We start from the raw sequence: 12,780 nt of genomic DNA, 5'->3' as shown, positions 1-12,780 counted from the left end.
CCGGGTCTTCGCCGTCCGGGCGGCCGCCGGTGGGCCGCGTCCCGCGCTCGGCTACCGTCGGGGCATGACGACGGCGAGTGTGGGTGCGCTGCTGCGGGCCTGGCGGGAGCGGCGGGGGGTCAGCCAGCTGGAGCTGGCGGGGCGCGCCGACTCCTCGTCCCGGCACATCAGCTTCGTGGAGACCGGCCGGTCCCGGCCGAGCGAGGAGATGGTGCTGCGGCTGGCCGAGCACCTGGACGTGCCGGTGCGGGACCGCAACGCCCTGCTGGTGGCGGCCGGTTACGCCCCGCGGTACGCGCACACCCCGCTGGACGCGCCCGCCATGGGTGCGCTGCGCGAGGGCATCGAGCAGCTGCTGACCGGCTACGAGCCGTACCCGGCGCTGGTGGTGGACGGGACGTACACGGTGGTGGCGGCCAACCGGGGCATCGCGATGCTGCTGGACGGGATCCCGGAGGAGCTGCTCGCGCCGCCGCTGAACGCCATGCGGCTGACCCTGCACCCGCGCGGGCTCGCCCCGCGGATCCGCAACCTGCGGCAGTGGCGGGGCCACCTGCTGGAGCAGATGGAGCGGCAGATGGCTCTGGTGCGCTCGGAGCCGCTGCGCGCCCTGTACGAGGAGGTCGCGGCCTACCCCGTACCGCTGCCGGAAGAGGAGGGGGAGGCCGGGGCGGAGGCCGGCGCGGAGGGGTACCCGTGCGTCGCCCTGCCGCTGCGGATCGAACACGAAGGGCAGTTGCTCTCCTTCGTGTCGTCGGTGTCCACCTTCAACACGCCGCTGGACGTGACCGTCGCCGAGCTGGCCATCGAGACCTTCCTCCCGGCCGATCCGGCGACGGTGAAGTACCTGCGCTCACTGGGCCCCTGAGCCGGCCCGGCGCAGCGCCAGCTGCTGGAGGAGGGCGAAGGCGGCGACGACGAGGGCCTGTGCGGGGATCCACACCGCTCCGGCCGCGGTGGGCGAGAACCACAGGGCGAGCGAGAGCAGGCTGAGGACCGGCCAGGCGCAGTTGGCCCCGATGACGCACCGCACCTGCCACACAGGCGGCCTGCGCCGCGCGGCCAGCCGGCCGACCCCGGCGCCGTAGCCGGTCAGGACGAGGCCGAGGACGAACAGGGCCGGGCGGTCCACGCCGAGCAGCCGGCCGAGGGGTCCGGCGAAGACGGCGTAGGCGAGGCCGTTGCCGGCGGTGACCACGGCGTCGAGGGCGAGGAAGCGGCGCAGCGCGGTCTGCGGGGCGCTCGTGCGGGCGAGGGCGGCGAAGAGGGTCGCGGACATGGCGGATCGGCCTCCGTCGGGGGGTGGGTGCGGTGGGCGGGTGCGGTTCCCGGGGCCGTGTGCGCGGCCCCGGAACCCGTACCCCTACGGTGCCGGGGCACCGGGGCGGGGTCGATTACCTCCGGGGTCAACGCGGTGGGCGGGTGGGGTCCTCCGCACGGGTTCCGCCTTTTGGGAAGGCGCTGGTCGGGCGCCGGGAGCGGGGACTAGGCTGCGCAGAGCCCCCCACTCGAACGTCTTGTCGACAAACGGAGAATGACCCGGTGCGAGCCGCCGCCCGACCCGAAGCCACCGTGGCCCCGGACCCCGCCGCGGGGACGGCGTCATGAGGACCACGCGGGAGATGCGCAGGCTCGGCGCGGAGCTGCTGGCCGAGGTGCGCTCCGCGCCGCCCGCCGATGTCGCCGGGCTCATCCGCGCCCTGTGCACCGCGTTGGGGCGCCGGCGCGGCGGGCGGCCGGTCGACTTCCACTTCACCGCCTTCCCGCCGGACTCGGCCAGTGGGCTCTGGCTGGAGCTGGAGGACGTCGACCTGGTCGTCATCGAGGAGCGCACGCGCCCCGAGCACCAGATCGTCATCGCCTGCCACGAGCTGTGGCACGTGGCCGAGGGCACGGGCTACGAGCTCGGGCCGGGCATGGCGGTGGCCGCCCGGCTGACGGCACGCCACGCCGGTCTCGCCGAGCTGCTGGCCCGCGAGGGCGGTCTGGACGCGGTGGTCCGGCAGGCCGCCGCCCGGGCCGACCAGGGGGATCCCGCGGAGATCCGGGCCGAGACCTTCGGCCTGCACCTGGGCATGCTCCTGCGGCCCTATCTGCCGGCCCGCCGGGAGGAACGTTTCCCCGGGGCGCTGGAGCGCATCAACACCTCGCTCGGCTGGGGAAGCCCCACGTCCCGCGGGTGACCCGCCCCCGCACACCGACCCACCGGAACACCGACTCACCGGCACACCGGCACACGCGCACGCCGACCCACCGGCACACCGGCACACCGACCCGGACCGTCGCACGCCGCGTGCCGAGGCCCCGATACGGCCCGAGACAGAGAGCACGACACGATGAACCAGTCCCCACCGCGCCGCCACGCCGTCGTCATCGGCGGCAGTCTGACCGGGCTGCTCGCCGCCGCCGTCCTCGCCGAGCACGCGGCGGTCACCGTCATCGAAGCGGACGCGCTGACCGAGGGCCCGGCCCCGCGCAGGGGGCTTCCGCAGGGCCGCCACACCCACCTGCTGTGGTCGGGCGGCGCCCGCGCCATGGAGGGGATACTCCCGGGCATCCTCGACGAGCTGACGGGCGCGGGGGCGCTGCGCCGCAGCCTGCCCGCCGACCTGGTCACCCTGACCGCCCGGGGCTGGATCCCGCGCCGCGGCGGGACGCAGTTCGCCCTCGCGTGCAGCCGCGGCCTCCTCGACTCGGTGCTCCGCGCCCGGGTGGGCGGCCTGGAGGGGGTCACCACGCTCCGGCGGAGCCGGGTCGGGGGCCTTGCGGGCACGGCGGCCCGGGTCACCGGGGTCCGCGTCGACACGCCCGGGGAGCGGGGCCGACTGCTGGCGGCCGACCTCGTGGTCGACGCGAGCGGACGCGGCTCGCGGGCGGTGGCCTGGCTCGGGGCACTGGGCGTGGCCGGCATCCGGCGGGCCGAGGTCGACTCCGGGCTGGTCTACGCGACCCGGATCTTCGAGGCCCCGGCCGGGGCGCACGCGTCGGGGTTCCCCATCGTCAACGTGCAGTCCGACCCGCGGGCGCCCGTACCCGGGCGGACGGGCACGATCGTGCCGATCGAGGACGGGCGCTGGCAGGCCACCCTCTCCGGCACCCGGGGCGGCCGGCCGACCGCCGATCCGGAGCTGTTCGTCCCGTTCGCCAAGGGTCTGCGGCACCCGGTCGTCGGTGAACTCCTGGAGGGCAGGAAGCCCCTGACCGATGTGGCCGTCACCCCGGGCACCGCCAACCGGCGCGTCTACTTCGAGAAGGCCGCGCTGCCCGACGGCTTCTTCGCCGTCGGCGACTCGGTCGCCACCTTCAACCCGCTGTACGGGCAGGGCATGACGGTCGCCGCCCAGGGGCTGCTGGCCGTGCGCGCCCTGCTCCGGGAGAGGGACCTCGCCGACCCCGGGACCGGCCGCGCGGCGCAGCGCGCGATCACCCCGCAGGTGGCCACCGCCTGGGAGCTGGCGACCTCGCAGGACATCCTGTACCCGGGGGCCACCGGGATGAAGCCGAAGGCCGGGTCCGGTCTGCTCGAGCGGTACGTCGGCCGGCTGATGACGGGGGCCACCACCGACGGGGTGCTGACCGACGCCCTGTTCAAGGTGATCACCATGAGCGGGCCGCCGGGTGACTGGCTGCGGCCCTCGGTGGTCTGGCACGTGCTGCGCGCCTCGGAGCGCGGCGCGCTCCGGGAACCGCCGCTCACCGCGGCCGAGCGCGCCGTCGCCGGGCTGGGACGGACCCGGTGAACGGCGGGCTGCTGCGCTTCCTGCCGGGTTCGCTGATGGTCTTGGCGCTGCTGGTCAAGGTGCCGTCGCTGCGCCGGGAGTGGGACCGGCCGCTGAACCGGACCGCGTGCCTCCTGCTCGTACTGGGCGCCCCGATCACCTTCCTGGCGTCACCGCCGACGATCTCGGCGGTCAACCGGGCGACCGGGGTGGTCAACTTCTCGGCGCCGCTTGTGTTCTCCCTCGCCACCCTGTTCTCCGGGACCTGTGTGGTCCTGGTCCTGCGGTGGCGCGGCGGGCCGGCCGCGGCGGTGCGCCGGGCCACGCGGCTGACGGCGGCCGTGTTCGGCGGGGCGGCCGTGGCGATCGTCGTCCTGTTCGTGATCGGTGACGCGCCGGTGGAGCGGCTGCGGGACCTGGACACGTACTACGCCACGACGCCCTGGATCCGCGAGATGATCGTCTGCTTCCTGCTGGCGCACACCGTCGGCGCTCTGGCCCTGACGGCGCTGTGCGCGCAGTGGTGGCGGCGGGCCGACCGCTCGCTGCGGCCGTTGCGCACCGGGCTGGCCCTGATCGTGCTCAGCGGGCTGCTGGACCTGGCCTACCTCGCCGCCAAGTGGGCCGCTTTCGCCGCCCATTGGGCCGGCCGAGACTGGGTGGTGCTGTCCACGGACGTGGCGCCGCCGCTGGCCTCCGGGGCCTCCCTGACGCTGGGCGCGGGGTTCCTCGTACCGCTGGCCGGCGGCTCGTCCGCCTGGCGGGACCTGCGCCACCACCACGGGCTGCGTCCGCTGTGGAAGGCGCTGCGCGCGTTCGCGTCCCGCAGCGTGACGACGGTGCCGCTGGCCTGGTGGTCGCCGCTCGGGATCCGGCTGGTCCACCGGGAGTCGGTGATCGACGACGGGCTGCTGGCCCTGGCCGGCTGGTTCGACCCCGCCGTCCGCGAGGCGGCGTACGCGGCCGCGCGCCGTCGGGGTCTGGACGAGGGGGCCGCCTCGGTGGTGGCCGACGCGGCCGTCCTGGCCGCGGCCTGCCGCAGCCGGGAGGCCGCGGACCGCGCGGGCACGGCGCAGCCCCCGCCCCCGCCCTGGCCCGTCGGGGAGGGCGCCGGGCAGCTCCCGGAGCGTCCGCCGCTGCGCGCCCTCGCCCGGGCGCTGCGCACCTCCCCGATCGTGGCGGCGGCGGCCCGGGGGGAACCGCCAGGCTGAGGGCGCGGCCGCCCGGCAGGCGGCCGGCACCGGTACGGGGCCCGCGGCGGCCGTCGCGGCCCCGCGCGGGATGACGGACGCCCCGGACCGAGGGGTCCGGGGCGTCGCGTCATCCCGCGCCCAGTGGCGCGCGGTGGGGTGGGTCAGAGGTCCGCGAGGAGGTCCGCGAGGTCAAGACCGGCCTGTGCGGCGGCGGCGTGCACGGTCTGCTCCAGCAGGACCGCGATGGTCATCGGGCCGACCCCGCCGGGCACCGGGGTGATCAGGGAGGCGCGGGCGGCGGCCGACTCGAAGTGGACGTCGCCGACGTTGCCCTCGTTGTAGCCGGCGTCGAGGACGACCGCGCCGGGCTTGATGTCCTCGCCGCGGATGAACTCGGCCTTGCCGACGGCGGCGACCAGTACGTCGGCCTGGCGGACGATCGAGGGCAGGTCCACGGTGCGGGAGTGACAGTAGGTGACGGTGGCGTTGCGCTCCAGCAGCAGCATGCCGGCGGGCTTGCCCAGGATCGCGCTGCGGCCGACGACGACGGCGTGCTTGCCGGTGAGGTCGACGTCATAGGCCTCCAGCAGGCGCATGATGCCGCCGGGGGTGCAGGAGACGAAGCCCGGCAGGCCGAAGCCCATCGCGGCGAAGGAGTGCATGGTGACCCCGTCGACGTCCTTGCCCGGGGCGATGGCCTCGAAGGCGGCGCGCTCGTCGATGTGGTGCGGGACGGGGTGCTGGAGCAGGATGCCGCTGATCTCCGGGTCCTCGGAGAGGGCCGTGATCTGCGCGACGAGCTCCTCGGTGGTGGTCGAGGCGGGCAGCTCCACGTGGCGGGAGGTGATCCCGGCCTTGGCGCAACGGTTCTGCTTCATCCGTACGTAGGTCACGGACGCGGGGTCCTCGCCGACCAGGACGGTGGCGAGACAGGGCGCGGTGCCGGTGCTGCCGGTGATCTTCGCCGCGAGGGCGGCGGTCCGCTCGGCGGTGCGGCGGGCGAGGGCGGTGCCGTCCATCAGGCGGGCGGTGGCGGTCGTCATGGGGTCTCCTGGACGTCGCAGCGGAACGCGGATCGCGGATCGCCCAGGCGCGCGGCAGTCGGCGTACGGGAGTGGGTGTACGCCGGGCCGCTCCCCGGTGGTGATCCACCCGAACGCCAGTCACGGCCCGCCGCACAGTCTAGTCGACATATCCGGTGGTCGCCGGGGGCCCGGCCTGGGACGATCGGGGCATGACGCGCACTTTCGACCATCTCGTCGCAGAAGCGGAGTCCGTCTCCGTGGACGGCTGGGACTTCTCGTGGCTCGACGGCCGGGCCACCGAGCAGCGGCCCTCCTGGGGCTACCAGAAGCTGCTGGGCGAGCATCTGGCGCGGGTCCGCTCCGCACTGGACATCCAGACCGGCGGCGGCGAGGTGCTCGCCGGAGCCGGTCCGCTGCCCCCGCTGACGGCCGCCACGGAGTCCTGGCCGCCGAACATCGAGAAGGCGACCCGGCTGCTGCACCCCCTGGGCGCGGTCGTGGTCGCGGACGCCGACGAGCCGCCGCTGCCCTTCGGCGACGCCGCCTTCGAGCTGGTCGCCAGCCGACACCCGGTGACCATCTGGTGGGACGAGATCGCCCGGGTGCTGACACCGGGCGGCACCTACCTCTCGCAGCAGGTCGGTCCGGCGAGCGTATTCGAGCTCGTCGAGTACTTCCTGGGCCCCCAGCCCGAGGAGGTGCGGCGCGGCCGGCACCCCGACGACGCGGTCGCCGACGCCACGAAAGCGGGCCTGGAAGTCGTCGATCTGCGCTCCGAGCGACTGCGGACGGAGTTCCACGACATCGGAGCCGTGATCTACTTTCTCCGGAAGGTGATCTGGATGGTGCCCGGCTTCACGGTCGGGCAGTACCGGGACCGGCTGCGCGAGCTCCACGAACGGATCGAGCGCGACGGCCCGTTCGTCGCGCACACCGCCCGGTTCTTGATCCAAGCCCGCAGAACGGGCTGACGTCGGGACCGGCGGAAGGCGCGAATCCGGGGCGGACGGATCCTCGTGGGATCGGTTGCGCGGCCACAGCGTGGCGCAGGTCACTCAATTCAGCGCGTAACGAATCGACTCGGGCATGCGATGAACCGACAGGTGTCCTCGCGCGGCCCCGGAATACAGACCCCCCTCGGGTCTGTTTCCCGAGTTCGCGCGATGATGTCCCGCCCACTCCCTATCTGTTCGCAACGAGAGGCTCCTTGTGTCGCTCAGCCCGTCCCGTACGTTCCCTCCGGAGATCGCCGAATCGGAGGCCCTCGTCGCGCTCGTCGAGCGCGGCCGCGAGCAGGGTCACATCAACGGTGACGATGTGCGTCAGGCCTTCGAGGCCGGCCGCATCCCGGTGGACCAGTGGAAGCGGGTCCTGCGCAGCCTGAACCAGGTCCTGGACGAGGAGGGTGTCGCCCTCCACGTCAGCGCCGCCCCCGCCACGAAGGCCGCCGCCAAGAAGCCCCGCAAGGCGGCAGCCGCCCCCGCCCGCACCGTGACGAAGAAGGCCGCCGCGCCGCGCCCCATCGGCGCGCGCAAGACCGCGGCCACCGCCGCCCCGGCCACCGCCGCGGCGATATCCGCTTCGCCGGCCGGCGCCGAGGACGAGGTGACGGCCGGAGCCGCTGCCGAGCCGAAGAAGCGCGCGGTCAAGAAGACCGCCGCGAAGAAGGCCACGGCCACGAAGAAGACCGCCGCCACGAAGAAGGCCGGCGGCAAGGACGGCGACGACGCCGAGACCCCCGCCGCCGAGGGCGAGGACTGGGCGGCCGAAGACCTCGCCGACGAGCCCGAGGAGGAGGCGCCCAAGACGGGCGGCACCCAGGGCTTCGTCCTGTCCGACGACGACGAGGACGACGCCCCGGCGCAGACGGTCATGGTGGCCGGCGCCACCGCCGACCCCGTCAAGGACTACCTGAAGCTGATCGGCAAGGTGCCGCTCCTCAACGCCGAGCAGGAGGTCGAGCTCGCCAAGCGCATCGAGGCGGGCCTGTTCTCCGAGTACAAGCTCGAAGAGGAGGAGGACCACAAGCCCGCGTTCAAGCGCGAGCTGGAGATCCTCGTCGAGGACGGCCGCCGCGCCAAGAACCACCTGCTGGAGGCCAACCTCCGTCTCGTGGTCTCCCTGGCCAAGCGCTACACCGGCCGCGGCATGCTCTTCCTGGACCTGATCCAGGAGGGCAACGTCGGTCTGATCCGCGCGGTGGAGAAGTTCGACTACACCAAGGGCTTCAAGTTCTCCACGTACGCGACCTGGTGGATCCGGCAGGCGATCACGCGTGCCATGGCCGACCAGTCGCGCACCATCCGCATCCCCGTCCACATGGTCGAGATCATCAACAAGCTCGCCCGCGTGCAGCGCCAGATGCTCCAGGACCTCGGCCGGGAGCCCACTCCGGAGGAGCTGGGCAAGGAACTCGACATGACCCCCGAGAAGGTCATCGAGGTCCAGAAGTACGGCCGCGAGCCGATCTCCCTGCACACCCCCCTGGGTGAGGAGGGCGACAGCGAGTTCGGTGACCTCATCGAGGACTCCGAGGCGGTCGTCCCGGCGGACGCCGTGTCCTTCACGTTCCTCCAGGAGCAGCTCCAGTCCATCCTGGGCACGCTCTCCGAGCGCGAGGCGGGCGTGGTCTCCATGCGCTACGGCCTCAACGACGGCCAGCCGAAGACGCTGGACGAGATCGGCCGCGTGTACGGGGTCACCCGTGAGCGCATCCGCCAGATCGAGTCCAAGACCATGTCGAAGCTGCGCCACCCCTCGCGTTCGCAGGTGCTGCGCGACTACCTCGACTAAGCCCTCGGGCCGGTCGCGGGACACAGCCCGCGTCGTACGGCGCCGCCTCGTGGAACACGACGCGGCCGCCGCTACGGCGCGGGCTTCGGCGTCAGGCCCCCCGCCCGGCGGCGCGCTGCTTGCGGGCCGCCATCAGGGCGTAGCCGAGGACGCCCGCGAAGAGGAAGAGCACGCCCTGGTAGACGGCCGCGTAGCCGGATCCGGCGACCAGCCACATCGAGAAGCCGAAGGCCAGGGAGGCCAGGACGGCGTCGCGCACCAGCCGCCCGCGGTGGACGCGCCCGCCCTGGCCGGAGGCCAGGAAGTAGAGCTGCGCGGCCGTGGACAGCAGGTACGGGACGGTCGCCGTGAAGGTGGTGACCAGGACCAGGACCTCGAAGACGCCTTCGGAGCCGGCGGTGTAGTTGTAGACGGTGAGCGCGGAGGCCAGGGCGGCCGTGACGAGGACGCCGACGACGGGGACCCCGCGCCGCTTGATCTCGAAGACCTTCGGGAAGAGCCCGTCCTTGGCGGCCGCGTACGGGGTCTGCGCGCTGAGCAGGGTCCAGCCGTTGAGGGCGCCGAGCATCGAGATCACGGCGGCGCAGGCGACGAGGGTGCCGCCCCAGGTGCCGCCGAACATCGCGTTGACGGCGTCGGTGAAGGGGGCCTGGGAGTCGACCAGCTTCGCGTGGGAGACCAGGCCGAAGACGGAAAGGGTGCCGAGGAGGTAGACGACGGCGGCGCCGCCGGTGCCGAGGAGGGTGGCCCGGGCGACGTTGCGGGCCGGGTCGCGGACCTCGCCGGCGCTGACGGCGGCGGACTCCATTCCGAGGTAGCTGAAGAGCAGGATCGCGGCCGAGGCCGAGACGGCCCCGACCGGCCCCTGGCCGGTGGCCTGGAAGGGCCCGAGGTTCGCCGGGTCGAAGAAGAACAGCCCGCCCACGGCCACCAGGAGCAGCGGGACCAGCTTCAGCACGGTCGCCACCAGCTGCACGGCGCCCACGTACCGGGTGCCGGCCAGGTTGGCGAGTGCCGGCAGCCACTGGACCGCGAGGGCCGCCAGGCACATGGACCACTTGTGGGCGCCGACGGCGGGGAAGAGCACGCCGAGGTAGCCGACGGCCGCCACGGCGAGGGCCGCGTTGGAGACCCAGGCGGTGATCCAGTAGCTGTAGGCGGCGAGGAAGCCCGCGAAGTCGCCGAAGGCCGCGCGGACGTACACGTACGGGCCGCCGGTGCGCGGGTGGCGTTCGGCGAGCCGGCCGAAGACGAGAGCGAGGGCCATCGCACCGGCGGTGAGGACGGCGAACGCGACGAGGCTGATGGTGCCGAAGGGGGCGACCGAGGCGGGGAGCAGGAAGATCCCGCCGCCGATGATGTTGCCCATGACCAGGCAGATGGCGACCGGGAGGCCGAAGCGGCGGGCGTGCCGGTCGCCGCCCTGGCCGGGGGCCGGGGCGGCCGTGCCGGTGGCGGTGGCCGCCGAGGAGGCCGCGGGGGTCGCGGGGGTCGCGGGGGCCGTGTCGGTCACGGCGGATGGGACTGCGGTGCTGGTCATCGGGGGTGCGCCTCGGAACGTCTCACATGGTGGGCAGGTCCCCACATGGTTGACCACGCCGAAGTCGGCATCAAATCACCGGGTTTCGTCCGGTGCGGGGACCCCTGCGGAAGGAAGGGTTCCACTCGATTCCGGCTCCGGCCGGTGATCCTCCCGCGCACGCTCAGGCGGCGGCTGCGGGGCCGCCCCGCGCAGGGGCTCGCGCACCGGTTCCCGTACCGGATCCCCGCCGGTCAGCGGGATCTGGGGGCCGTCGGCCTCCCGTAGCCAGCGGCGCAGCACGCCGTGCACGGCCTCGGCGCCCACCGGCTCCGGGCCGGGGTCCGACAGCACCGTCGGCCACATCAGGAACGGGTGCCCCTGCTCCCCGCCGAGGCCCCCGTGCGAGCCGATCTGCTCCTCGAAGGCGTGCACGGCCCCGGTCTCCGGGTCGTAGGCGGAGTTGACCATGATGTCGGCCACGTGCGGAAAGGAGTCGGTCCGCCGGACCGCGTCGGCCGCGCCCGGACCGAAGGCCGCCAGCAGTTCCTCCGCCGCCCCCGGCACGTCCAGCCGGGCGCTCGCCCCGCCCGGACCCAGCACCTCCCCGTCCACCAGCAGGAAGCCCACTCCCGGGTGGTGGGCCAGGGTGGGCAGCAGGGCCGGGTGCGCGCGCTCGATCCACTCCCGGGTGGCCCGGCCCCGCACCTCGGGGAAGGAGACCAGCCCGAGGTTGCCCGAGGCCAGCACCACCGGATCGGAGCCGGGCGCCGGGCGGGCCTCCTCGCCCGCCTCCTCCACCGGCCGGTGCAGGGCCGCCAGGACGGCCGCGCGGGCCTCGGCGCCGCTGCGGGTACGGCCCGCCCGGCGCGGGACGGGCAGTCCGCAGCCGGCCCGGACCAGGTCCTTCAGGGTCAGGCCGTAGCGGGCGAGGAAGGTCTCCCCCGGGCTCTGGCCGTGGTCCGACAGCAGCACCAGGCGGTACTCCCGGGGCGCGTGCTCGGCGACCCGGGCGATCAGCGCCAGGCTCCGGTCCAGCCGGGCCAGCACCTGGTCGGTGTCGCGGCCGCGCGGCCCGGAGTGGTGCGCGACCTCGTCGTAGGCCACCAGGTCCGCGTATACGGCGGCCCGGCCCGCCAGCACGTCCCCGATCACCGCCGAGACGACCACGTCCCGTTCGATGACCGTGGCGAAGGCCCTGATCACCGGGTACAGGCCGCCCCGCGACACCCGGGGCGTCACCTTGCGCGCCCGCGCCCGCAGCGACTGACCGATCTCCCGGGCCACCTCCGCGACCAGGGACAGGGCGGTGCGCACCGCGTTGGCCGGGTCGCGGAAGTACGCGAAGTAGCCCGCGCGGGAGCGGTTGGCGCGGCCCCGGCGGGCGGCGACCGAGAGCACCAGCGCCAGTTGGTCGGCGCCGCCGCTGAAGAGGTTGCCCCGGCTGGCGCCGTCGAGGGTGAGCAGGCCGCCGTCCGCGGTCCGCTCGATCGCCCGGCGCTGGAGTTCGGCGGCGCTGGTGGGCCGGTTGCAGACCATCACCTCGCCCGTGTCCTTCTCGTACCAGCGGAAGGCCGGGACGTCGAAGCTGGAGCCGTGCAGGATGCCGAGCTGGCTCGCGCCGGTCTGGCTGGACCAGTCCGTGCGCCAGGGCGTCAGCCGGTGGGTGCGCTCCAGCAGGCCGGCCACCGTCGGCATCAGGCCGTCGGCCGCCGCCCGCCGCAGCACCTCGTACCCGACGCCGTCGAGCTGGAGGAAGACCAGCCCGGGGCCGGCGCCGCCCGGGGGCGCCCCGTGGCGGCGCCGGCGCCGGCGCCGGTCGGCCAGCCGGTGCAGGCGGCGGCTGTACGCCTCGTCGCCCCGCATCGCGAGGGCGGTGGAGGTGGCCGACGCCACGGCGGACATGGCGGCGGCGACGACCACCGCGGTCTCGGGGGCGACCCTCGCTCCCCGCGCGTCGGGGATCAGGTCGAGCGCCATCAGCAGCAGCGAGCCGTTGAGGAAGAACACGAGGAGCCCGAGCACGAGGGCGGGCACGAGCAGCAGGGCCCGGACCAGGACCGGCCATACCAGCGCGCTGAGCAGGCCGAAGGCTCCGGCGGCCCAGGCGGCGGTCAGCGCGACCCGGGAGACGCTGTCCCCGTCGGGCGACTGGAGGCGGAAGTCGGGCAGGACCGCGGCGAGCGCGAGCATCGTGAGGGTGGACGCGGCCCAGACGAGGACCACCCGTACCAGTGCCCCGCCCGCGGCCCGCCACCGCAACCGCCCTCGCCACACGCCGTACCGCCTCGCTCCACGGTCCGCGCCCCGCCCGCGGACCCCTCGCCAGCGTCGCACAGCGCACGCGTTCCGGCTGGCCGGCGAGACGCCCGCACGCGCGTTCGGCGGGGCCCGGGCGGGGCGGCCCGGGCGCGGGTCCGCAGGGGGAGGCGCGGCCTAGGGCGTGTCCGCAATGTAGGTCGGTCGTTGCTCCGTTCGTGGTGCGACGTCATGAGGTGACTGATCAGGCCTGGGATGTGATCGGGCCGTTG

At 74.5% G+C, this 12,780-nt stretch carries 10 protein-coding genes and 1 riboswitch; of the genes, 6 read left to right on the top strand and 4 right to left on the bottom strand.

The annotated features are described in order from the left end of the window. Positions 1 to 64 precede the first annotated feature (64 nt). Positions 65 to 868, top strand: a complete 804-nt coding sequence (locus ACFYYT_RS28760; protein WP_351831487.1) for a helix-turn-helix transcriptional regulator — start codon at positions 65 to 67, stop codon at positions 866 to 868. On the opposite strand, the gene ACFYYT_RS28755 is transcribed toward ACFYYT_RS28760, so the two are convergent. After that, positions 854 to 1,279: a hypothetical protein gene (locus tag ACFYYT_RS28755; protein ID WP_351831490.1), complete on the bottom strand. Its 426-nt coding sequence runs from the start codon at positions 1,277 to 1,279 to the stop codon at positions 854 to 856. The genes ACFYYT_RS28760 and ACFYYT_RS28755 overlap by 15 nt on opposite strands. Positions 1,280 to 1,604: 325 nt before the next feature. On the opposite strand from ACFYYT_RS28755, the gene ACFYYT_RS28750 reads away from it, so the two are divergent. The 3 genes from ACFYYT_RS28750 to ACFYYT_RS28740 all read left to right on the top strand — a co-directional run bounded on the left by ACFYYT_RS28750 (position 1,605) and on the right by ACFYYT_RS28740 (position 4,930). Next, complete coding sequence (locus ACFYYT_RS28750; protein WP_351831493.1) at positions 1,605 to 2,183, top strand: toxin-antitoxin system, toxin component; 579 nt, start codon at positions 1,605 to 1,607, stop codon at positions 2,181 to 2,183. 153 nt (positions 2,184 to 2,336) lie between these two features. Continuing rightward, positions 2,337 to 3,740, top strand: a complete 1,404-nt coding sequence (locus tag ACFYYT_RS28745; RefSeq protein WP_351831496.1) for a pyridine nucleotide-disulfide oxidoreductase — start codon at positions 2,337 to 2,339, stop codon at positions 3,738 to 3,740. Beyond that, positions 3,737 to 4,930, top strand: a complete 1,194-nt coding sequence (locus ACFYYT_RS28740) for an MAB_1171c family putative transporter (protein ID WP_388609745.1) — start codon at positions 3,737 to 3,739, stop codon at positions 4,928 to 4,930. Before ACFYYT_RS28745 ends, ACFYYT_RS28740 begins: the two co-directional genes overlap by 4 nt. 143 nt (positions 4,931 to 5,073) lie before the next feature. On the opposite strand, the gene ACFYYT_RS28735 is transcribed toward ACFYYT_RS28740, so the two are convergent. Further along, complete coding sequence (locus tag ACFYYT_RS28735; protein ID WP_351831364.1) at positions 5,074 to 5,955, bottom strand: bifunctional 5,10-methylenetetrahydrofolate dehydrogenase/5,10-methenyltetrahydrofolate cyclohydrolase; 882 nt, start codon at positions 5,953 to 5,955, stop codon at positions 5,074 to 5,076. Positions 5,956 to 5,989: 34 nt separating this feature from the next. Then, positions 5,990 to 6,089: riboswitch (ZMP/ZTP riboswitch) on the bottom strand. 57 nt (positions 6,090 to 6,146) lie between these two features. On the opposite strand from ACFYYT_RS28735, the gene ACFYYT_RS28730 reads away from it, so the two are divergent. Next, entirely contained in the window at positions 6,147 to 6,908 is a 762-nt protein-coding gene (locus ACFYYT_RS28730) for a methyltransferase domain-containing protein (protein WP_351831362.1), read from the top strand. A 238-nt stretch (positions 6,909 to 7,146) separates the two neighbouring features. Beyond that, a complete protein-coding gene (locus ACFYYT_RS28725; protein ID WP_351831359.1) occupies positions 7,147 to 8,730 on the top strand; it encodes an RNA polymerase sigma factor in 1,584 nt (527 codons plus the stop codon). Between the two features lie 91 nt (positions 8,731 to 8,821). Here ACFYYT_RS28725 and ACFYYT_RS28720 read toward each other — a convergent pair whose 3' ends face one another. Then, positions 8,822 to 10,270 (bottom strand): amino acid permease, encoded by a 1,449-nt coding sequence (locus tag ACFYYT_RS28720; protein WP_351831357.1) that lies wholly within the window; start codon positions 10,268 to 10,270, stop codon positions 8,822 to 8,824. 75 nt (positions 10,271 to 10,345) lie between these two features. Then, positions 10,346 to 12,442, bottom strand: a complete 2,097-nt coding sequence (locus ACFYYT_RS28715; RefSeq protein WP_388609820.1) for a phage holin family protein — start codon at positions 12,440 to 12,442, stop codon at positions 10,346 to 10,348. Between the last annotated feature and the right edge of the window lie 338 nt (positions 12,443 to 12,780).

This window comes from Streptomyces sp. NPDC002032 (genome assembly GCF_042890765.1).
Lineage (GTDB): Bacteria > Actinomycetota > Actinomycetes > Streptomycetales > Streptomycetaceae > Streptomyces.
The sequence above is the reverse complement of the archived record's forward strand: the minus strand, read 5'-3'. Positions and strand labels throughout refer to the sequence as shown.

What these genes read in the sequence shown, in the direction of transcription:
- ACFYYT_RS28720 (WP_351831357.1), bottom strand. Translation starts at nt 10,270, where the DNA reads ATGACCAGCACCGCAGTCCCATCCGCCGTGACCGACACGGCCCCCGCG.
- ACFYYT_RS28730 (WP_351831362.1), top strand. Translation starts at nt 6,147, where the DNA reads ATGACGCGCACTTTCGACCATCTCGTCGCAGAAGCGGAGTCCGTCTCC.
- ACFYYT_RS28755 (WP_351831490.1), bottom strand. Translation starts at nt 1,279, where the DNA reads ATGTCCGCGACCCTCTTCGCCGCCCTCGCCCGCACGAGCGCCCCGCAG.
- ACFYYT_RS28760 (WP_351831487.1), top strand. Translation starts at nt 65, where the DNA reads ATGACGACGGCGAGTGTGGGTGCGCTGCTGCGGGCCTGGCGGGAGCGG.
- ACFYYT_RS28750 (WP_351831493.1), top strand. Translation starts at nt 1,605, where the DNA reads ATGAGGACCACGCGGGAGATGCGCAGGCTCGGCGCGGAGCTGCTGGCC.
- ACFYYT_RS28735 (WP_351831364.1), bottom strand. Translation starts at nt 5,955, where the DNA reads ATGACGACCGCCACCGCCCGCCTGATGGACGGCACCGCCCTCGCCCGC.
- ACFYYT_RS28745 (WP_351831496.1), top strand. Translation starts at nt 2,337, where the DNA reads ATGAACCAGTCCCCACCGCGCCGCCACGCCGTCGTCATCGGCGGCAGT.
- ACFYYT_RS28715 (WP_388609820.1), bottom strand. Translation starts at nt 12,442, where the DNA reads ATGCTCGCGCTCGCCGCGGTCCTGCCCGACTTCCGCCTCCAGTCGCCC.